18 protein-coding genes, 1 tRNA gene and 1 pseudogene are annotated in these 21256 nt (G+C 62.9%); 8 read left to right on the top strand and 12 right to left on the bottom strand.

Translation table 11 applies throughout. The features are described from left to right. Positions 1-37: 37 nt before the first annotated feature. From HNW77_RS04030 to ggt, 4 genes are all read left to right on the top strand, one after another. On the top strand, positions 38-2155 hold the full coding sequence (locus HNW77_RS04030) for a penicillin acylase family protein (protein WP_172155617.1): 2118 nt from the start codon (positions 38-40) through the stop codon (positions 2153-2155). Positions 2156-2196: 41 nt separating this feature from the next. Next, positions 2197-2679, top strand: coding sequence for a hypothetical protein (locus HNW77_RS04025; protein ID WP_172155614.1), 483 nt, complete (start codon positions 2197-2199; stop codon positions 2677-2679). Between the two features lie 226 nt (positions 2680-2905). Next, positions 2906-4846 (top strand): M1 family metallopeptidase, encoded by a 1941-nt coding sequence (locus HNW77_RS04020; protein ID WP_276592066.1) that lies wholly within the window; start codon positions 2906-2908, stop codon positions 4844-4846. 53 nt (positions 4847-4899) lie between these two features. Further along, on the top strand, positions 4900-6612 hold the full coding sequence (ggt, locus tag HNW77_RS04015) for a gamma-glutamyltransferase (protein ID WP_172155610.1): 1713 nt from the start codon (positions 4900-4902) through the stop codon (positions 6610-6612). Positions 6613-6655: 43 nt separating this feature from the next. Here the strand turns inward: ggt and HNW77_RS04010 are convergent, their stop codons facing one another. Continuing rightward, positions 6656-7186, bottom strand: coding sequence for a hypothetical protein (locus tag HNW77_RS04010; RefSeq protein ID WP_241694285.1), 531 nt, complete (start codon positions 7184-7186; stop codon positions 6656-6658). Positions 7187-7366: 180 nt separating this feature from the next. Here HNW77_RS04010 and HNW77_RS04005 point away from each other — a divergent pair, with 180 nt between their 5' ends. Then, on the top strand, positions 7367-7591 hold the full coding sequence (locus HNW77_RS04005) for a hypothetical protein (RefSeq protein WP_172155608.1): 225 nt from the start codon (positions 7367-7369) through the stop codon (positions 7589-7591). A gap of 214 nt (positions 7592-7805) precedes the next feature. Here the strand turns inward: HNW77_RS04005 and HNW77_RS04000 are convergent, their stop codons facing one another. From HNW77_RS04000 to HNW77_RS03980, 5 genes are all read right to left on the bottom strand, one after another. Further along, a complete protein-coding gene (locus HNW77_RS04000; protein WP_172155606.1) occupies positions 7806-8756 on the bottom strand; it encodes an efflux RND transporter periplasmic adaptor subunit in 951 nt (316 codons plus the stop codon). A 12-nt stretch (positions 8757-8768) separates the two neighbouring features. After that, complete coding sequence (locus tag HNW77_RS03995; RefSeq protein ID WP_172155604.1) at positions 8769-8963, bottom strand: DUF1656 domain-containing protein; 195 nt, start codon at positions 8961-8963, stop codon at positions 8769-8771. Next, a complete protein-coding gene (locus HNW77_RS03990) occupies positions 8963-11032 on the bottom strand; it encodes an FUSC family protein (RefSeq protein WP_172155602.1) in 2070 nt (689 codons plus the stop codon). The genes HNW77_RS03995 and HNW77_RS03990 overlap by 1 nt, the downstream gene beginning before the upstream one ends. A 99-nt stretch (positions 11033-11131) precedes the next feature. Further along, the gene (cysG, locus tag HNW77_RS03985) at positions 11132-12529 is read right to left on the bottom strand and encodes a siroheme synthase CysG (RefSeq protein WP_172155600.1); all 1398 of its coding nucleotides are present in this window, start codon (positions 12527-12529) and stop codon (positions 11132-11134) included. Between the two features lie 85 nt (positions 12530-12614). Further along, positions 12615-12764: a hypothetical protein gene (locus HNW77_RS03980; RefSeq protein WP_019087433.1), complete on the bottom strand. Its 150-nt coding sequence runs from the start codon at positions 12762-12764 to the stop codon at positions 12615-12617. Between the two features lie 176 nt (positions 12765-12940). On the opposite strand from HNW77_RS03980, the gene panC reads away from it, so the two are divergent. Then, positions 12941-13798 (top strand): pantoate--beta-alanine ligase, encoded by an 858-nt coding sequence (panC, locus tag HNW77_RS03975; protein ID WP_172155598.1) that lies wholly within the window; start codon positions 12941-12943, stop codon positions 13796-13798. Between the two features lie 95 nt (positions 13799-13893). Here the strand turns inward: panC and HNW77_RS03970 are convergent, their stop codons facing one another. Genes HNW77_RS03970 through HNW77_RS03960 form a run of 3 tightly spaced genes read right to left on the bottom strand, consistent with a single transcriptional unit; the run spans position 13894 to position 15854 of the window. Beyond that, the gene (locus HNW77_RS03970) at positions 13894-14088 is read right to left on the bottom strand and encodes a Trm112 family protein (RefSeq protein ID WP_061273711.1); all 195 of its coding nucleotides are present in this window, start codon (positions 14086-14088) and stop codon (positions 13894-13896) included. Positions 14089-14124: 36 nt separating this feature from the next. Next, positions 14125-14895, bottom strand: a complete 771-nt coding sequence (locus HNW77_RS03965) for an LON peptidase substrate-binding domain-containing protein (RefSeq protein ID WP_172155596.1) — start codon at positions 14893-14895, stop codon at positions 14125-14127. Next, positions 14892-15854, bottom strand: a complete 963-nt coding sequence (locus tag HNW77_RS03960; protein ID WP_172155681.1) for a tetratricopeptide repeat protein — start codon at positions 15852-15854, stop codon at positions 14892-14894. The genes HNW77_RS03965 and HNW77_RS03960 overlap by 4 nt, the downstream gene beginning before the upstream one ends. 212 nt (positions 15855-16066) lie before the next feature. Here HNW77_RS03960 and HNW77_RS03955 point away from each other — a divergent pair. After that, a tRNA-Gly gene (locus HNW77_RS03955) sits at positions 16067-16141 on the top strand. A 623-nt stretch (positions 16142-16764) separates the two neighbouring features. On the opposite strand, the pseudogene HNW77_RS03950 reads toward HNW77_RS03955, so the two are convergent. The 3 genes and pseudogenes from HNW77_RS03950 to HNW77_RS03940 all read right to left on the bottom strand — a co-directional run bounded on the left by HNW77_RS03950 (position 16765) and on the right by HNW77_RS03940 (position 19487). Then, positions 16765-17999: pseudogene (locus HNW77_RS03950) on the bottom strand (IS701 family transposase). 60 nt (positions 18000-18059) lie between these two features. Beyond that, positions 18060-18485 (bottom strand): VOC family protein, encoded by a 426-nt coding sequence (locus HNW77_RS03945; protein WP_172155594.1) that lies wholly within the window; start codon positions 18483-18485, stop codon positions 18060-18062. 138 nt (positions 18486-18623) lie between these two features. Continuing rightward, positions 18624-19487 (bottom strand): LysR family transcriptional regulator, encoded by an 864-nt coding sequence (locus tag HNW77_RS03940; protein ID WP_172155592.1) that lies wholly within the window; start codon positions 19485-19487, stop codon positions 18624-18626. 442 nt (positions 19488-19929) lie between these two features. Between HNW77_RS03940 and HNW77_RS03935 the strand changes: the two genes are divergently transcribed. Beyond that, positions 19930-21249 carry a Zn-dependent hydrolase gene (locus HNW77_RS03935; protein ID WP_172155590.1) on the top strand — a complete coding sequence of 440 codons (1320 nt, stop codon included), beginning with the start codon at positions 19930-19932 and terminating at the stop codon, positions 21247-21249. Positions 21250-21256 lie beyond the last annotated feature (7 nt).

Raw genomic sequence — 21256 nt, 5'->3', positions numbered from 1 at the left:
TACGATGCGTGATGTGTATGCAGGGGAGGAAAGATATATGAAATTTTCACACAAGTGGAAGTTGACGCTTTATCTGGGTGCCTGTCTGGCTGTTATGGGGGCGGGGGGAGCGCATGGTGCTTCCCCTGTCGCCAGTACCGGGCAGCAGAATGAAATTTTGTGGGACACGTTTGGCGTGCCCCATATCTATGCCTCGACCGAAGCCGGGTCGTTCTACGGCTTTGGCTGGGCGCAGACTCATAGCCACGGCAATATCCTGCTCAGGCTTTATGGTACCGCGCGTGGGCGCGCCGCTGAATATTGGGGCGAGAAGGAAGAAGAGTCGGATCGCTGGGTGCTGGGCAATGGCGTGTACAAGCGCGCCAGTGAGTTCTATCACCACCAGCCCGCCAGCTTCCGTAAGGATCTTGATGCCTTCGCGCAGGGCATAAACGACTACGCCGCCAGCCATCCCGCTGATATTGCCGATGATGTAAAGGCCGTGCTCCCGGTCAGCGGTATTGACGTGGTGGCCCATGGCCTGCGGCTGATGAATTATGTCTATATTGCCGAGGAGCGGAAGATGCTCGGTGATCCACCCGCGCGCAAGGCTGGCGGGTCGAATGCCTGGGCCATCGGCTCATCGCGCACCACCGATGGCCATGCCGTGCTGCTGGCCAATCCGCACCTGCCCTGGAGCACCCCGTTCTTTACCTATTACGAAGCGCAGATGAACGGGCCCGGCTTCAGCATTTATGGCGCGACACAGGTTGGCCTGCCCATATTGCGTTTCGCCTTCACCAAGGATGTCGCCTTTACCAATACGGTCAACACCATTCTTGGCGCCGTGCGCTTCAGGCTTACGCCTGATGGGGATGGCTACAGGCTCGACGGCAGGAAAAAGGCCTATGCCACCAAAACCCTGTCCTACAAGGTAAAGCTGGCGGATGGCACGCTGGCGACCCGCAGTTTCGTGCAGCGTTATGCCAAACAGGGCCCCGTGTTTGATGAGGCGGACGGCACGCCCGTTGCGCTTTATGTGGCGGGGCTTGATCGCCCCGGCATGCTCAAGCAGTACTGGGATATGGCGCGCGCCCATGATTTTGGTGAGTTCCAGGCAGCGATCAGGAAGCTGCAGGTTCCCATGTTCAACATTGTCTATGCTGACCATGACGGGCATGTGATGTATCTCGACAATGGTATCCTGCCCAAACACAAGAACGGAGATTTCAATTACTGGAACAACCTCGTTCCGGGTGATCGGTCAGATAACATACCCGATGGCATAGTCCCCTATGACAGTATGCCGAAAGTCATTGATCCCCCTGCCGGCTTTGTCCAGAACGCCAATGATCCGCCATGGGTCTCGACCTATCCGCGCGTGCTCGACCCCAAGGCCTATCCGGCCTATGTGGCGCAGACCGGCCCGATGTCATTCCGGGCCCAGATGTCGACCCGGATGCTGGCAGGCGATGAAAAGATGTCGTTTGACGATATCGTGGCCCGCAAACTGAATACCCATTCGCTGCTTGCCGAGCGTATCCTGCCAGAACTGCTGGCCGCTGCCGGAAAAGACCGCCGCGCTGAAGTGAAGGCAGCAGTAAAGATACTGAAAAACTGGGATATGGCCGATGACGCCACCAGTCGTGGCGCGCTGCTGTTCGAGACATGGGCGCGGCTGTTCATGGGCCCCAAATTTGCTGATTTCAATGGCTTTGGTCGCCAGTGGTCGCTTGATGACCCGATCAGCACGCCATCGGGCCTGGGCGATCGTGCCCATGCGGTCGACCTGCTGGCCCAGGCGGCGACCGAGACCAGGAAACTGTATGGCGCAATGGATCGCCCGTTTGGCGAAGTCTCGCGCTTTCACCTCAATGATGTTGACTTGCCGGGCAATGGCGGCTTTGGCAATACCGGCATTTTCCGCACCATTACCTGGGGGCCCATGAAAAATGGCGAGCGTACGCCATTGCATGGGGAGACATGGGTTTCGCTTGTCAGTTTTTCCGCTCCGATGCAGGCAAAGGGGCTGCTGAGTTACGGCAATTCCAGCCAGCCTGGCTCGCCTCATCATTCCGATCAGTTGTCCTACCTGAGCAGCAAGACCCTGCGTGACCTATGGCTCAGCCGCGATGATGTGGAAAAACACGTGGAATCCGTCGACAAGCTACCATAATCGCCGTTTTGTCCTGTCATGACTGGTAAATGGAAAGTAAAATGAAAAAATTCATGCTGGCAGTATTGGCCGGACTGCTTGGTTCGGCTTCTTATGCCTCAGCCGCGCCGGTTGACGGGTTTGCGGGCACCTGGGTCAATGACAACATGCGCTCGACCTGGAGCAACGGGCAGTTCCCCAAAGGCAAGATGCGCCTGAAAATCGATGTCGAAATTCATGATAACCATCTCGTCTACCATTCCATAAACGACACGGCCAAGGGCAAGCCGCCCATGCAGATCGCGTTTGACGCGGTGATGGATGGCAAGTCCTATCCCGTTCAGGGCACCACCCGCTACTCATCGGTCCGGGTGCGTGCGCTTGAAGGCAACCAGCTTGAAATTCTCGAGATGCAGGGCGAGGATGTTGTGGTTGGCGCCATCTGGCAGTTGCAGGATGACGGCAAGACGCTCATGCGCTGGGGTATCGGTCGTTCGCCGGAAGGGAAATCCAAGGCCTATACCGAGTTCTTTTCCCATCCTTGAGGGGATGGCCGGGCGCAGGTACATTTTGCATCCCGGCCGAACCCTCGTAACATACAAGAAACGTATATTAAAAACCGGATATGACCTGCTTTATTCCGGGAAGGTAGGGAGATGCCATATAATGTCAGTACCTTGGGGTAAGCCGCTTTGCCGACTGGTTTGCTGTCTGGCGGTGGGTAGCGCTCCCGTTGGTTTCTTCCCCCTTTCCGCTTATGCGCAGGGTGCGGTGCCTGATCCCAACCAGGTCTTCAGCCCCGTCACGCTGCCCACCCCGGTCAGCGCCTATCGCTCGGGCGATGGCACGCCGGGGCCGATGGCATGGAAAAACCAGGCAGATTACCGCATTGCCGTCACCCTCGACCCCGCCACCCATGAACTCACGGGCGAGGAAACGGTCACCTACCACAATAACAGCCCGAGCAGCCTGCCGGTGCTGTGGGTGCAGCTTGACCAGAACATGTACCGTGCCGACAGCAGGCGCGCCTATATGTCCGGCCCCCCGGCTACGCCGCATACGGATGGGGTGCAGATCGGGGCAGTGACCCTCGTGGACGGTCGCGCCACGCATGAGGTGACGCCGCTGATCTCCGATACCCGCATGCAGATCACCCTGCCCCACCCGCTGGCACCGGGCAGCACGCAGGTGTTCCGGGTGCGGTGGCACTACACCATGCCTGGCGCATGGGGCGGGCGCACGGCGGTCAGCCCATCCAAAAACGGCGATATTTATGAAATTGCCCAGTTCTACCCCCGCATGGCGGTGTTTGATGACGTGCGCGGGTGGGACGCGCTGCCCTATGTGGGCGATGAGTTCTATCTCGATTACGGCAATTTCGATTACGCGGTAACGGTCCCCGCCAGTTTCATGGTCGTGGGCTCCGGCGCGCTGGTCAACCCGGCACAGGTGCTCTCGACCACTCAGCAGCAGCGCCTGGCCCAGGCCCGGCGCAGCGAGACGCGCGTCATGATCCGCGACCTCGCGGATGTGGAGGCGGCAGCCCACGCGCCACCTTCAGGCAGCCGCACATGGCGCTTCCACATGGACAACACGCGCGACGTGGCCTTCGTCGCCTCGCCTGCCCTGTTGTGGGATGCGGCGAAGCTTGACCTGCCGCCGATAGCCCCCGCACCGGGCCTGAAGCCCGAGGCCCCGCTTGGCATGTCGGTCTATCCCGTGGAGGCCATGGGGCCGCAGGCATGGGACCGCTCGACCGAATACGTCAAGCATACGATCGAGTATTTCTCGCATGACTGGTACCCTTACCCCTGGCCTACCGCCATCAACGTGGGCGGACATGGCGCGGGCATGGAATATCCGGGCATCGTGTTCGATGGCATGAAGGACCGCGACGCCAAGCTGTTCTGGATCACGACCCATGAACTCGGCCATACATGGTTCCCCATGATTGTCGGCTCCAACGAGCGCCGCAACGGCTTCATGGATGAAGGCTTCAACACCTTTATCGATTCACTGGCCTCGCTGCATTTCAACAAGGGCGAGTTCGCGCCCAAGCATGATGGCGAATACGCGCCCGATACCGGCCGGCCGGCCGATGACATCGTCAAGGTGCTCAAGGACCCGGTCTACCAGCCCCTCATGGCGCCCTCCTATATTCCCGGCCGGGGCGACCGGCATGCCATGCCGTATTTCAAGGCGGCTTACGGGCTGGAACTGCTGCGCAGCCAGATCCTTGGTCCTGCGCGCTTCGATCCGGCGTTCCGTCACTACATTGCCGCCTGGGCCTATCGCCACCCCACGCCGTCCGACTTCTTCCGCCTGATGGAAAGTGACGCGGGGGAGGACCTGTCATGGTTCTGGCGTGGCTGGTACTTCACCAATGCCGCACCCGATTATGCGCTGGCGGGCATGGAATATGTTGATAATGACCCGGCAAAAGGCGTGCGGGTGAAGGTGCAGAACAAGGGCGCCCTGCCGCTGCCGGTCACGTTGCAGGTAACCTGGGCCGATGGCACGACCACCCGGCGCGTCCTGCCGACCGAGGTGTGGGCGAAGGGCAACGAGACCATCGTGCTCCTGCCGGATGGCAAGCCGGTGCGCTCCGCCATTCTCGACCCGGACCACGCCATCCCCGATATCGACAGGGGTAATGACGCGAGCACCGCCATCACCGCGCTGGTCATGGCCGGTACGGCACAGGGCAGGTAAGGCGGTCCCGGCTTGATTCTTTTTTTCTTTCACGCAGCCAGAACAAGGGCATCATGAACGCATCCGGTCTTTCATCACCGTCCCTGCCTTTTATCTGTGACAAGAGCCCGGTGACCGGGCGCAATGGCACGATTGTAACCAACCACCCGCTCGGCACGATGGCGGGCATGGAAATGCTGGCGGCAGGAGGCAATGCATTTGATGCGGCCGCGGCTGCCCTGCTGGCCCTGACAGTGGTTGAACCCATGATGGTTGGTGTGGCGGGGGGCGGTCTGTCGCACCTGCGGCTGGCTGATGGGAAACATGTCGTTATTGATGCCCTGTCCTGCGCGGCGCGGGCCATGACGCCCACGATCTATGAACCCGTGGCCGATGAAGGGCCGCTATACATGGATACCAAAGGGCGTCGCAGCCTTGTGGGCGCGACCTCCGTTGCCGTGCCGGGCAACCTGCTGGGCTGGCATGGCATGCAGACCCGGTTTGGCAGGCTGCCTTTTGCTGATGTGGTGGCCCCTGCCATCCGGCTGGCCCGGTCTGGCTTCGAGGCCACGCACTACCTGGCGGGCGCGGTGCGCGAACATGCGGCCGATCTGGCGATGGATCCGGCCATGCAGGCCCTGTTCATGCCGGGTGGCACGCCGGTCAAGGCGGGCACGCGCCTGTACCAGCCGCAATATGCCAGCAGCCTGGAACTGATCGCGCGCGAGGGTGCGGCCGCGCTGTACGATGGCGCGCTGGGCGAATCCCTCGTGCGGACCATTGCCAGCAGCCCTGATCCGGGCTGGTTATCCATGGATGACCTGCGCGCTTACCGTACCGTCGACCGCGCGCCCGTGGTGGGTCATTATCGGGGCTACCGGATCATGGGGCCGCCGCCGCCAGCTTCATCGGGCGTGCATATTACCCAGATGCTGAACATGCTCGAGCCGTTCGATATCAGGGCAATGGGCTTTGGCAGCACGGAAAGCCTGCGCCTGCTGGCAGAAGTCATCCGCATCGCCTTTGCCGACCGGCGCCGTTTCAGTGGTGATCCGGCTTTTGTCGATGTGCCGGTCGCGCGCCTGACCTCCAAGGCCTATGCCCGCGAATGCCTCGATCGCCTGACAAAGGGTGGCGCGCTGGCCGATATGGGCGGCATGCTGCACGAAAGCCATGATACCACCCATCTGACAGTGGCCGATCGCGATGGCAACGTGGTTGCCGCGACCCATACGATCAACGGCCTGTTCGGCGCGCGGTACATGGACCCCGAAACCGGCATCATTCCCAACAACTACATGAGCAATTTCGACCCCCATCCAGGTCGGGCGCTGTCGATCGAGCCGGGCAAGCGGGTGCCGACGTCAATGGCGCCCATGATCGTCTATGAAGGCGAAAAGCCGGCCTTTGCGCTGGGCATGCCGGGGGGATTGCGGATCTTCCCGTCCATTTTCCAGGCGATTGTCAACCTGATCGATCACGGGATGACCCTCCAGCAGGCCGTGGAAGCCCCACGTCTGTGGACGCAGGGGCAGGAAGTCGAACTTGAGCCCGCCTATGCCCCCCGGCAGGCCGACCTTGAGGCGGCGGGCTATGAGGTCAGGCGCAAGCCGCATATTGGCGGTGGTATGAATGGCATCGCCTTCGGAGCGGATGGCATGATGACAGGTGCCGCCTGCTGGCGCGCGGATGGTACTGCCATGGCGCTTGGCGGCGGCGTGGCCAGGCCGGGCGTGCGTTTCTGGCCCGACAAGGCGCCTGATACCCCTGAAGAAGACAGGGCCTGAAGCAGCCCGGCAGGCGGCAACCCGTATGGCTGCCGCCTGCCGGTCAGAACCCGTTCACCGTCGTCTGCCCTGTCGCCATGGAATACGAGCAGGCGCGGTCCCCATCAGTGACCACCAGCCAGATGATGTTGCGCAGCCCGGTATAGAACTGCCCCGCATCGCGTAGCGAGGTATAGCCGTGGTGGCGGAACCACGCGGCGATGATGGTCGTGGGCTGGTTGCCAAACGATTTGCGGATCGTATCAAGCAACTTGTCGCATTGCGCGCGGCTGAAGCTGTCATGGTTCTGGTACCATATGCCCACCAGGATGCTGTTGCGCCTGGGGTCGAAATCGGCCACGGGCACCATGTCGCTGTCATAGGTGTCGGGCAGGCTGTCAATTTCGTGCTGCATGGCGCGCTCGGCGCGGATCAGGCCAAGGTCCATCATGGTCAGCTTGTCGGAAAACAGGGTGCTGATGACCTGTGAGGCCGGTGTCTGGGCGGCAGCGGTGGCACACCCCCACCCCAGCAGGGCAAGAAACACGAACAGATGGCGCAAGATATCCCCCATGGCGGACTGGCTCAGGTTCATCCTTGTCACGGATGGGCGGGCATGACGGCGTGCGCGGTGGCGGGCACTCCTCATGTCATGACAGGAATTAAATAAAAATAACCTTCCAGGCCATATATGTTGCCTTGAATGTCATGCGCATAAAGCCTATCTGCCATGAATATAATGACTGACATGGCGGTGAACGGGAGTGCGCGCGATATGACACGGATGAAGCTTGCCCTGCGGGGCTGGTTGCAGGTGCTGTGGGGCCAGATCGTGCGCGAAACCGGTTACGCCATCAGCCATGAACGCCTGCAGCGCCGTGGCCTGCTGATTGAAAAGCTCGGCCATGGCCTGCTCTACCGGGCCCACCGGATGGGGGCAGCGCCTGCCGCCCCGGTGGCGGACCCCTACGCCACGCCTTCACGCGCAGGCGAAGGCTGAAGCCGGACAGGGGTAGCCATTATGCCTGCTCTGTGAAGGATTCGTGACAAACGTGCCCGTTTTCCCCTGTTTCTGACAGGTCTTTCCACAGGGTTGCCCGGACATCCTTCCCCCGAATCTGGGGATAAACACGCGCCCGCTGCGCGGGAGAAAAAAGAAGAAAAGTTTTTGGGTGTCGCCTTTTTTCAAAAAGGCGATGTCTTTTCACCTGCCCTCAACGGTGTCCCGCAAGGTGCTGCATGTCATCACCCACATGGCGCAGCGCGTCACGCACCGACATGTGGCGGCGGTTCCCCGCCTCTGACACGACCGTGACGGTGGCGGTCATGCCTGCGGCCAGCACGAGGCCGGGCGGCACGCTGTCGATATGCACGCGCACGGGAATGCGCTGCGCCAGCCGCACCCAGGTATAGACCGGGTCCACCGCTGGCAGCCCCTGTATGGAGGTGGCGGCGTTGTTGCTGGCAATGCCGCGCGTAATGCTTTCCACATGGCCGAACAGGGGCTCATGAAATCCCATCAGGTCCAGCCGCACGGGCTCGCCTTCGCGGATGGAATGGATTTTCGTCTCCTCGAAATATCCGTCCACCCAATAGGACTCCGCATCGATGATCTGGATGTTCACATGCCCCGCACTGGCATAGTCGCCCGCGCGCATGGTCAGGTTGGTGACATAGCCGTTGAGCGAACTGCGCACCTCGGTGCGTTCAAGGTCGATGCGTGCCTGCCGCAGGTCGGCCAGGGCTGCGGCATACTGCGCTTCCGCCTGCTGGGCTATGGCCTCGAACTGCTGCTTTTCCTCGCCCGATACCGCAACGCCGGAAATCTTCTGGCGGCGTTCGTATTGCGATGTCTTGAACTCAAGGTCCGCGCGGCGCTCATTGACCGCCGCCTCGGCGATATCCACCTTCACGCGGAAGTCGAACGGGTCGATCACGTACAGCACGTCGCCCTTGTGCACGAACTGGTTGTCATGCACGCGCACTTCATTGATCTGGCCCGAAATGCGCGGCGCGATATTGGCCACCTGCGCGCGGACCTGCCCGTTCCGTGTCCACGGTGAGGCGGTGTAGTAATCCCACAATACGATCACCACGATGGCCGCGACAAAAAGAATGGTCGCGGTAATGGCCAGGCGCACGAAGCGGTTTGCATATGCGAACACGTCAGCAGTCTTTCACAACATCAGGGTGTACAGGCCAACAAGGCAGATCAGCAGGCCGAACTGGGCCAGCGGCGGGTTCCACACAAAGCGCCACAGGTTGAGCCACGAGAGTACGGCCCGCAGCACGAGCAGCGTGCACAGCGCCAGCCCGAGATTCATGACAAAGGCCGAGACCAGCACGCCTTCCACATCCACGACCTGCCGCATCAGCCTGCCTTATCTTTGTTGATGATGCCGTAATGGCGCAGCCGGGGCTGTGCCGCGCGCCATGCATGCAGCACCCCGTCCAGCCCCGCCAGCAGGTTGAGTGCCGCGACCTGCTCGGGCGGCGGCAGGTAGGGGGAAGGGGCAGGGACTGCGGCGCAGGCCTGTTGCAGGCGCGCGTCAATGTCGCCCCATGGCGCGTGCAGCCGCAGTTCGCGTGCCGCCAGTTCGGCGGCAGGCCGCAGCAGGGCATGGTCTTGGGCCTGGCGGGCATAGGCGCGTGCGCGTGCCAGAGCGCCATCAAGCTCGGTAAAGGCGGTAAAGCTTTCAAGCTGCCGGGCGCCGCTGGGGCTGGGCGGCAGGCGGTCGTTCCAGAACTGCATCTGGGCCAGCCGGTCATAGGCGCGGGTGAGGCGGGTCGGGCCATCGGCCTCGCCCCGGCCCGCCATCTGGCGCTCGAGCGCGCGCACGATGGTCGATGCCATCCAGAAGCGCTGCCTGCGGGCCGAGGGCGGAAACAGCAGCACGAGGATGATGAAGGCCAGCAGCGCGGCCAGCAGGTAGAAGATGTTGCGGTTGAGGAATTCGGTTGGGTTGTAGCTCTGGTGGTTGTCCAGCCCCAGCATGGCGAAGAAGAACACCCCGTAATTGAACCCGATCGCCGCCGTGCCCGGCCGCATGAGCAAAAGGCACGCCAGGAAGGTCTGCGGCAGGAGCGCCAGCGCAAGGAAGGGCATGTCCGCCCCATGCAGCAGCACGAAGAAGTTCAGCGCGGCTGCCGCCAGCACGCTGCACGGAATGCCGATGACCGCCCCCATGCCAAAGCGGGCCGTATCGACATTGGTGGCGGCCAGCGTCAGGGTCAGCGCGGTCTGGGCCAGGGCTACGGTCGCACCCGGCAGGCCGGTAATCACGCATATTGCCGCCGCGAACGAGAAGCCCACCAGCACCCGCAGCGCCCCGATGAAGGCAAGCAGGATGTTGGGCTGCGTTGCGATGGCGATGGTCTTGCTGTCAGCCGCGCTGCCGGTGCCATCCACCAGCATCTGCTGGCCCGCATGCAGCCGCACGCGCGCGGTCAGCATGCGGGCCGCGCGCTCGATGGCAAAGGCTTCATCGGTATTGGGCACATGGGCGCGAAGCGCTTCGCGGATGGCTGCGAGAATGCGCAGCGTAAACCCCGCCTGGTCCAGCCGCAGGTCGGTCTGGCGCGCGATGCGGGCAATGGCCTCCTCAACGGCGGGGTCGATGTTGCCGTGGCCCGTGTGGCGGCCAAGGCCGCGCGCGCAATCGAGCACCGTCAGCATGGACACCATGGCCAGCCGCGCCCCGTTGGCCCGCATGCCGCCACGCTCGAATTCCGTGCGGGCATAGGACAGGCGCGTGGTCAGTGCCAGAATGCCCCCGGCCAGCCTGATGTCGGCCTGGGCACCCCGGTCATACAGGTGCTGGAGGGCCGCGCGCGCGGTCTCGCTGATGGGGCGGGTGAGCTGCTTCAGCCCGTTGGCCAGCCCGCGCGTAGCCTCGGGCGAACCGGAGAGGATATTGACCACCGCCACCGCAAAGACCCCGATGGTAATGGCCGAAGCCCGCGAGACGGCAATGTTGAAGACATTCTGCGGCGTATCGATGCAGTTGACCGCCACGAGTGCCACCGTATAGCCCGACAGCAGCGCCCCATAGGAGCGGAAGTCACGCTCGAGCGACCCCACGAACGCGCACGCTGCCAGCCACAGCGCAACACCGCCCAGAAACGGCCCGCGCTGCTGGTTCCATACCGCCACGAGCACGATCGACACGCCCATGCCCACCACCGTGCCCAGGATGCGGTAAAACGCCTTCGACAGCGCCTGCCCGCGCAGCGGCTGCGCCAGGATCATCACGGTCACGCCGACAAGCAGCGGGTTGTCGATCTGGACCCAGAACGCCGTGGCCAGCCCGATGACGAGCGAAAACCATGTGCGCAGGCCAAAGCCCAGCCACCCCGCAGGCAGCCTGTCCGCCCAGGGAAAATAGAGACGTGCCATGTCGCGCAGGCGCTGCCCTGCGTTTGCTGCCGATGTGTCGGACATGGCCTCCCTGACCGTTCGGTGGTCTTGGCCTTCCATACAACGGAAGTTGCAGCAAATTCATAACAAATGATGTACGGGCCGCCTGCCTTGCGGCAGGTTTCATGCAGGCGAGAGCACCCGGTGGCGCACCACTTCGCCCACGATGATCAGCGCCGGGCTGGCCACCCCTGCTTCGGTGGCCTGCATGGGCAGGCTGCCCAGCGTGCCGGTCAGCACGCGCTGGTCGGCCCGCGTGCCGCGCTCGACAATGGCGGCGGGCCATTCAGCAGGCAGGCCGTGTTCGACCAGTTTCGCGCATAGCGCGGGCAGGGCGGAAACACCCATGTAGATCACCACCGTCTGGCCGGGGCGGGCCATGCTGTCCCACGGCAGGTGCAGCGTGCCATCGGCGCGGGCATGGCCGGTCACGAACAGGCAGGCCTGCGCGCAGTCGCGGTGGGTAAGCGGAATGCCCGCATAGGCCGCACAGCCATTGGCCGCCGTAATGCCCGGCACGACCTGAAAGGGAATGGCGGATTCAAGCAACGCCTCGATTTCCTCGCCGCCACGGCCAAACACGAACGGATCGCCGCCCTTGAGCCGCAGCACGCGCTGGCCCGCCTGCGCGCGGCGGATCAGTTCGGCGTTGATCTCTTCCTGCGGCATGGTGTGGTTGTTGCGCCGCTTGCCCACAAACACCAGCTCCGCATCGCGGCGCACGCGGTCGAGCAGGGCGGGGGAGAGTAGCTGGTCATACAGCACGCAGTCGGCATTCTGCATCAGGTGCAGCGCGCGCAGCGTGAGCAGGTCCGGGTCGCCGGGGCCAGCACCCACCAGCCAGACCTCGCCCCGGGTGGCGGTGGTGGCGATGATGTCATCGAGTATCGCCCGCGCGCGGGTGGCATCGCCATTGCGGGCGGCCTGCGCGCCCGCGCCATCAAGAAAGCTCTCCCATACCTGCCTGCGCCGCGAGATGTCGGGGCAGGCGGTGCCCACATGCTCGCGTTGCTGCTGCATGAACACGGCCAGCGCGCCCGTGCCCTCGGGTATGGTGCTTTCCACCTGCTCGCGCAGGCGGCGCGCCAGCACGGGGGCCGCCCCCCCGGTGGAGATGGCGATGCGCACCAGCCCGCGATGGATCTGCGCGGGCGTGATGAAGGTGGAAGGCTGCGGGTCATCCACCGCGCAGACGGGAATGTTCATGCCGCGCGCAATCGCGGCCGCCGCGCGGTTGACATCCCGGTCATCGGTCGCGGCATAGACAAGGCGGCAGCCGGGCATGGCGGCGCGCAGCGTGGCCTCGTCCGCCGTGGGCGCGATGCGGGTGATGCTGCCTTCATCCTCCCAGCGCTGCATCTCGGCATCGAGGCGGCCTGCGATTACCTCCACCTTCGCGCGGTGGGCAAGCAGCAGGCGCACCTTGTTGGCGGCGATCATGCCGCCCCCCACCACCAGCACCCGGACACCGTCCAGCCGCAGCGCGATGGGAAACCATGCGGGTTCGGAAATATTGGTCATGCGCTTGAAATCGCCGGGCGTGCCGGCATCCTGTCAACTGGGGAGGGCTGATCTGCTCCGCGCCGGGTCGCGGCGTGGGACGGGCTTAGTGGGAGGCGACGTTCTTCACCCCTTCGGCATAGCCCCAGCGTGCCCATGTCGAGCGGTCCTTGACCGATCCCGGCGTGTTGGTGGCGCAGGCGGCCAGTGACAGCACGATGGCACAGATGCCAAGAACGGGAAGAAAACGGGCCAAAAAAACCTCCTGCACGACGCAGCCGCCAGCCTAGCAGAAAAGCCGCGCCACCACCACGCCCCGTGTGCATGGATGCACATGTGTTCGCGCGCCCTCACACGCCCGTGGCAAAAGATGGTAAGCCACGCAGGCCCGGCACATGGCATGCCGGGGCGTGAACAGGAGGATTGCCGCTGATGGAAACCCTAAGCACCGTGGCCGAACTGCGCGGGCAGGTCCGTGCATGGAAACAGGCAGGCGCGCGCGTGGGCGTGGTGCCGACCATGGGGGCGCTGCATGAAGGGCACCTGTCGCTGGTGCGCGCCGCACGCGCGCGGGCGGACCGGGTGATCGCCACGGTTTTCGTCAACCCCATCCAGTTCGACAACGCCGATGACCTGGCAACCTACCCCCGCACGCTGGCACAGGATGGGCAACTGCTGGCCGAAGCCGGGGTGGACCTGCTCTACGCGCCCACGGTGGCACAGATGTACCCGCCCGGCTTTGCCACGCGCATCAGCGTGTCCGGCGTGTCGGAGGGGTTGTGCGGGGGCGCGCGCCCCGGTCATTTTGATGGCGTGGCCACGGTCGTGTGCAAGCTGTTCATGCAGACGCTGGCAGACTGCGCCTTTTTTGGCGAGAAGGACTTCCAGCAGGTGCAGGTGGTGCGCCGCATGGTGACCGACCTCGACCTGCCCATCGAGGTCATCTCCTGCCCCACCCTGCGCGAGGCGGACGGGCTGGCGCTTTCCTCACGCAACCGGCGGCTGACTGAGGCGCAGCGGCAGGTGGCGGTGGCGCTGCCCCGTGCGCTTGCGGCCTGCGCGGACGAGATCGCCGCCGGCGCGGATGTGGCCACGGCGCTGGAACGCGTCGTGCAGCAGGTGCGCGCGGCAGGCTTTGGCCCGGTGGATTATGTGGAACTGCGCCACGCAGACAGCCTGCAGCCGCTGGCCACCTGCCCGCCCGGCACGCCCGCGCGCGTGCTCGCGGCGGCCTGGCTGGGCGATGTGCGGCTGATCGATGGCATGGCCGTGCCCACGCCAGCAGGCTGAATAAAGACAAAAGTTTCCGGCTGCCGCCTTTTTTCAAAAAGGCGGCGTTTTCCGAAGCTTTTTGAAAAAAGTTTCACCAGAAACGTTCATTATGGTCAGGCATCAAGCCTGCGGGCTTCATCGGGCAGCATGATGGGAATGCCATCACGCACGGGAAAGGCCAGCCCGGCGCGCTTGCTGATCAGTTCACCCGCCTCGCGGTCATAGACCAGCGGCCCCTTGGTCACGGGGCAGACGAGGATGGACAGCAGCCGGGGGTCGAGGGGCGGCGCGAGGGGCTTTTCGGTCATGGTGGCGGGTTCCATGCAGGTTGCGGTGGGTAAGGGTCATGCGGGGGATGCACCCTCATCGGGTTCATGTCCAGTCCCTTCCAGCAGGTCGCGCAGGATGCGCGCGCGGTCGGCAGGCGTCGGGGCCTCGAGCATTTTCTGGCGCGGGCCGGTGCCAAAGGGGCAGATCATGGGCAGGGTGACCAGGAGCGCTGCGTCATCCATCTGGTGCAGCGCGTCCCACTGGGTGCTGACACCCTGCGCCTCGCAGAAATCATGCAGCGCGTTGAGCAGTCCCTCGCGGTCGAAGGGGATCTCATCCTCCACGTCGGTCAGGTCGGACACGAAGGACGAGGTATCCACCCGCGCCACACGGTAGCCACGCCGCAGCCCCGTCTCGCGCAGCAGGCGGAAGCGCGCGATGCCGGTCAGCGTAATGGCGTAGGTGCCATCCGCCCGCTCGGTCATGGCGGTGATGCGGCCCACGCAGCCAATGTTGTACAGCGGCGGGGTGTGGCTGTAGCCATCATCCATGCCGGGGTCATCGGCCTCATCATCCAGCGGGGTGTCATCCATGCCGTTGAGCAGGCGGGGCTGGATCATGCCGATCAGCCGGTTGCTGGCCAGCGCGTCCTCCACCAGCGCGATGTAGCGCGGCTCGAACACGTTGAGCGGCAGCCGCCCCTGGGGCAGCAGCAGGGCTTCATCAAGCGGGAACAGGCCCAGCTCGGCGGGGAAATCCGCCAGCGTCATTTCGCTCACCAGCGGGATGCGGCGCGGGATGTCATCATGAATGACGACTACCCCGCCTTCATCATGCCGCGTCACGAAAACAGCAGCGAGGACATGCGCCGCCGCGCGGCCACGGTGTCGGGGTCGGTCTGGCCCCAGGCCTCGAACAGGCGGATGAGCTGCAGGCGGGCGGCATCATCATTCCACTGCCGGTCCTCCTTCATGATGGTCAGCAGTTCATCGGCGGCCTCCGCGCGCTTGCCCGCGGCGTTCAGCGCGGCCGACAGCTCGAAGCGGGCGGCATAGTCCCTGGGGTTGGCGGCAATGCGGGCGCGGATGGCTTCGGCTTCCTCCGCTGCCTTGCGGCCTTCGCGCTTGAGTTCGAGTGCTGCCCGCGCGCCCGTTATCTCGGCATGGCTGGCAATGGCGGGCGGTGCGTCATTGAGCGCGGTCTCGGCGCCTTCATCATCGCCCATCTCGATCAGCGCGCGGGCCAGGCCACCCCATGCAGCAGGGTTTTCGGGCTCGATTTCCAGCACCTGCGAGAACAGCCCCGCCGCTGCTTCCGTACGGCCCTCGGCCATGTCCTTGCGCGCCGCCTCGATCAGCTCGGCTGCGGGCAGGGCGCCGCCGCCTGCGGCCTTGAGGGCGTTCTCGACAAGGCGCCGCACCTCGCTTTCGGGCTTGGCGCCCTGCATCATGTCCAGGATCTGGCCCTGCCAGAATACGGCCACGAGCGGGATCGACTGCACCGGCAGGCCAATCTGGCCAAGCTGCTGCACCAGCGCGCGGTTGGCATCGACATCAATCTTGACCAGCCGCACGCGCCCGCGCGCCGCGCGCACCACTTTTTCGAGCACCGGGGTGAGCTGCTTGCACGGGTTGCACCACGTGGCCCAGAAATCGACCAGCACCGGCATGTCGCGGCTTGCGTCCACCACGTCGTGCATGAAGGTATTCTGCGTGCCGTCCATGACCGGATCGGGGCCGCCGGGCGCTGCGCCTGCGGGGCCGGTACTGGCAGGGCGGGGGGTCTGGCCGATGATGTAGTCCATATGGTCGTCTATCCTGTCGGTCTGGCGGCAGGCAGGGGCGGCGTGCTTGCGCGCGGCCCGTCCTGCCGGTTCATTCTTGTGCAATAGATTGGCATTCCCCGCGAGCGTCGCAACCGCCTTGTGGCGGGATGAAAAAAAACTTCGGAAAACGCATTTTTCCCCCTTGCGGCCCTCACGGCTTTACCGTAAAACCCGCTTCACCGACACGGAGCGCGGGCGTAGCTCAGGGGTAGAGCACAACCTTGCCAAGGTTGGGGTCGTGGGTTCGAATCCCATCGCCCGCTCCAGATTTCATCAGGAAGTCAGTCGGATACGAGAAAGCCGCCGCAAGGCGGCTTTCGTCGTTTTGAGGTGTGGTGTCCACATGGTGTCCACCGCGAGGCTGAATCTGTAACGGCCTCAGTGGAGATACACACACCCGTTTTGCGGTCCTGATCGCCTCGTCAATCCGTTTCAGTCATTGTCGTTGGTGCGCGGGAGGGCCTGTTAAGCGTTCTGCACCTGTTGTCGTCGAGCATGCTGCAAACCATCCCGGAAATTCAGGACGAGAAGAATAAGATTGATGGGGACGGGTAGAAATTCGAGCGCCTGTATGCCGTAGAACAGCCACCTTAAGCGTGATGCAGTCGCGCGGGAGGCCAGAAACAGGGTACCCAATGTGCCCTTGCCCAGAAATACAGCCGTTGGTCGGGCAGTGCCGCGCTTTCATCAAGGCAACAGTCAGGACGGCGCATATCAATGGAAATTCCCCGATCGAACTACGATGACTTCGTCCGGGTGAGGGCTGTCACTTAGCACTACAGTTGCATTTTATGGCGTGAATGAGCACGGATAGCGCTGGCCTGATGTGTTCGTCGAAAGACAGACCATCTGAGAATGTGGGCGACGGGTAACCTGCGTTGTGAGAGTTTTACGACGAGGCGCCTGATTTCCTGAATGGACCAGCGGACGAGGACTGTCGTGTCCTGTGCGGTGTTTTTTTCGGTTTCAGTGAGTTTGCCTGGTAACGGACACTGGCCATGACGGCATAGGCCAGCATGACCAGGAGACAGGCCGATGCCACCCGTGCCAAGAACGGGTTTCGTTATGATCGAGACCGAATTCGTTTTTTGCGGTCTCGAACCCTTCTTCAATTCTCCAGCGTGTCCCTTCGACGTTCACCAGTTCCTGCGTGGTTGTCCCTTTCGGGCACCAGGTCGTAAAACAGGCAAGGTCCCCGTCAGCGATGTTCCGCCGGATCAACAGGCCACGTGTCCATGGTCCGGCTATAGGGCAGTCAAATTCTTCAGCATCCAGATCGGCAAGCGGAAGAAGCGCCTGGTCATACAGCCGCTCACCTTTTGTGCCGTGCCCCGCTGACAGACGACGCCAGGCCTGGTCTGGCAGTCCTGCTGCAATATCTTTCGCCTCTCCGGCAATCAGCGGTTCCGTTGCCCATGATCCGAACCAGTGATTGCCCATGACCCCAAGGACATATCCAATTCCTGCCCGGCGAAGCGTGCGTTCCACGTCGCCCACACCATAAACGCTGTCCGCAGCAACCCAACGAAAAGGCACACCAGCATCCAGACACCGCTCGATCATCTTCGATGCCAGTGCCGGTTTGGTCGCAAACACCACGTCATCAGGAACATGAACCCGCTTCATGCGCTCAGGCTTTGATGTCCAGTCTTTTGGAGGATACAGGGCGCGGTCGATAAAGGCATGCCTCCGTTCCGAAACATAAGCGCCAAACACACCGATCTGGCCGTTCGTGATCTTGCCGGCAGAACCCGTATACTGTCGCCCCATACCACAGGAGGCCTGGCCTTTCTTCAGCAAACCGGTCTCGTCAATAACCAGTACGCCATCTTCAGTGCCCAACTGCCCGATCACATGGTCCCTGACGACGTCACGAAGGGCATCGGCATCCCATTGCCCGCGACCCAGAAGCGCCTGTTGCCGCCACGGACCAGGATCGCCTGCTGCTTATGCATGCATCCATCCCGTCTTGCGTGGTTCGTTGCCAATCAGGACATCAAGGAAGGCACACGCAGAAGCCGCTACACGCTTTTGCGTAAACAGCGGGACAATCCGCTTCTTTGCTGCCCGAAGCCCAGACGCCCACAGTTCCAGCGTTTCTTCAACTGACGACCCGCCATTCATGAAATCCTGAATCAGGGTGATCCATAGAGTCAGAACGCACCATAAAATGCAACTGTAGTGCTAGGGATTGGGCGCAAACAGAAGGCTCATGTCATTGAATGCCTTGAATTCCAGTGCATTGCCCGCCGGATCATAAACAAACATGGTCGCCTGTTCGCCGGGCAGGCCGGCAAAACGCACCTGCGGTTCCATGCCAAAGCGGACATTGGCTGCCTGAAGCCTTGCGGCCAGTGCCTTCCAGCTTGCCATATCCAGCACGATGCCGAAATGGGGGATCGGCACGTTATGTCCATCAACCGCGCCCGCGCCGTTCGTGGGGTGGGCGGCGGACAGCACCTGGTGCGCGACAATCTGGTTGCCATACAGGTCGAAGTCGATCCATGTATCGCTACTGCGTCCTTCCGGGCACTGCAGAATACTGCCGTAAAAATTCCTGGCCGCATCAAGGTCATTGACCGGGAACGCCAGATGGAAGGGTTTTGACATATTGCGGAACCTGCCCTGTTACTTAATGAAAAAACAGCGGGACTTGAATCTAGGGCCAGACCCGCGTTTTTCAAAGCGTGATTATAATAATTTCAAACGAAAGCAATTATTATGATAGGCAATTTTCCATAGCCCGCCTTATTTGAACATCTGCAGGAGCCGGTTGATCAGGCGCGTGCGCGATGAAGTGGAAGGCCATATCAGCCCGACATGGCGCTGGGGGGCGGGGGCGGATGCGGGCAGGCTGATCTTGCGCACCCTGATCCCTTCAGGCCATGGCGGCGCCCAGTCCGGCACCAGCGAGGCGCCAATTCCCTCATTCACCATCAGCGCGATGGCCTCGAGTGAATCCAGTTCCAGTTGTTCACGGGGGCATATGTTGTGCTGGATCATGTAGGTGTCGGCCTGCCGCCCGCCCCAGTGATTGCGGTCGTAGCGGATGAAGCGATGGGTTTTCAGGATCCGGAACGGGTCCTTGCGCTTCTCGTCGGGCGGGGCAATCACGATCAGCGGTTCGGAACGGATGTTGTGCCATTCATACATCTTGGGAAGTTCGAAGGGAGGGCACACGATAAACGCGGCATCGATGGCACCGTTACGCAACTGCTCGTACAGCGAGGAGGAGGAACCGGGAATGACGTGTAGTTCGATGTCGGGAAACAGGTGGAAAAAACGGCCAAGCGCCTGTGGCAGGATGCCGGTCAGCGCGGTCGAGATCGCGCCGACCCTCAGTTTGCCGCTTGGCTTGTCCAGCGCGGCGATCGTGCGCAGCTCCCGGACCTGCTGCAGGATGTTGCGCGCCTGTTCGATAATGGCGGCGGCGTGATCGGTTGGCTGTACGGTGCGGCCATTGCGCTGCAGGAGTTCAAGGCCGATTTCTTCCTCGATCGCATGGATACGCTGGGCAATGGCGGCAGGTGTCACATTAAGGTGGCGCGCGGCCTCGGCCAGCGAACCGCGTTCGATAACCACAAGAAATGTTTCCAGAAATCGCGTGTCCATTTCACTCCTGACATGCCGGCATGTGCAGCGATGGTGAACCGTTCCTGAACAATCGGCCCGGCGCATGCAGCCGTCAATGTTGCCGCGCGGTGTGGGGCCGTCCTTCGGGGCAAGACGCCGCATTGTGACAGCGTGATGCGCTGAAGCCTGGTGGCGGCCACGCAACGGCGCGGGCAGGGGTTTTGGCCCATGGGGCCTGTCCATGTGCCTTGTGGGCCTGGTTATGCCTTGGGGTTTCCTCCGTCTCCCTGATTGGAATTCTTATGGTATACAACCAGCATGTCAATATGTCATATTGATATCGTAATGTATCGGGGCTGTCGTGCCGGTTCCGTTGCGGATGCCGGCTGCTGAACGCGATGGCGGGAAAACCGGGCCGCGCCTCGGCTACCTGCCATCCTGCCGCCCTGCTGGCGCGACATCCTGTTTTGCGAGGACCATCATGCCTTCTCCTTCGGTTTTACCTGATCAGGAAAGCCCGGGACCGGACCTGGATCTGGCCCGCACGCTGTTCGTGGCGTTGCATCAGATCGGCTTTGACGGCAGGGGTATCACCCGCGCCTCCTATGGGGATGGGGAGAACCGTGCCCATCTCCTTTTTGCCGAAACCGCGCGGCAACTGGGGCTTGAGGTCCGCCGGGACTGGGCGGCCAACCTGTACATGACGATGCCGGGCCAGGACCGGACGGCACCGGTGGTCATGACCGGCTCACACCTCGATTCCGTACCGGTCGGCGGTAATTTTGACGGCGCGGCGGGCGTTGTCGCGGGCCTGAGCGTACTGGCCGGCTGGTGCCGTGCCGGATACCGGCCTGCCTGCGATGTCACGGTCATGGCCATCCGGGCGGAGGAAAGTGCCTGGTTCCCTGTCTCCTATATCGGTAGCAAGGCAGCGTTCTGCCTGCTGACCCCGGCCGACCTGGCCGTGGTGCGGCGTGATACGGGCCGCTCACTGGCCGACCATATGGCCCAGGCGGGCGGCGACCCCTCCGCCCATGCCGCGGGCGGCCTGGATGCGGGCCGGATCGCCTGTTTCATTGAACTCCATATCGAACAGGGGCCGGTGCTGATACAGACCGGGACGGTCGTGGGCATCGTAAGCGGGATCTGCGGCAGCCTGCGCTACCGCAATGTCCATGTGCGCGGTACCTATGCCCATTCCGGTGCAACGCCGCGCGCCTTCCGCCGCGATGCGGTCATGGGGGCGGTGGCGTTGACGCGGCGGCTGCATGAACGCTGGCTGGAGCATGAAAGCCAGGGCGATGAAATGACGCTGACATTCGGTGTTTTCCGCACCGATCCCGACCAGGCTGATTTCAGCACGATTGCAGGCGATGTCGAACTGTCGATCGATGTCCGCTCGCGTGATCCGCAACTGCTGCGCCAGATGGGTGATGAAATCGAACAGGTCGCGCGCGCGGTCGAGGCGCAGGAAGGCGTGAGCATCGACCTTGGCCCGCGGACAGGCAGCACCCCGGCCCGGATGGATGAAGGCATGTGCACCGCATTGCTGGATACGCTTGCGCCCGCCATGGGCCTTTCGGCCACGGCCATGCCCAGTGGCGCGGGCCATGATACCGCCCTTTTCGCCAATCAGGGCATCCCCACCGCCATGATCTTTGTCCGCAATGCCAATGGCAGCCATAACCCGGATGAAGCCATGGAATTTGATGATTTCGCGGCGGCCACCGCCCTGCTGGGGCGCCTGCTGCACCGGCAGGCGGGCCTGGATGGCCGCCCCCGTTGTGTCCCATCCCATTAACTGGAAA

The organism is Komagataeibacter melomenusus (genome assembly GCF_013155395.1).
Classification (GTDB): Bacteria; Pseudomonadota; Alphaproteobacteria; order Acetobacterales; family Acetobacteraceae; genus Komagataeibacter; species Komagataeibacter melomenusus.
The sequence above is the reverse complement of the archived record's forward strand: the minus strand, read 5'-3'. Positions and strand labels throughout refer to the sequence as shown.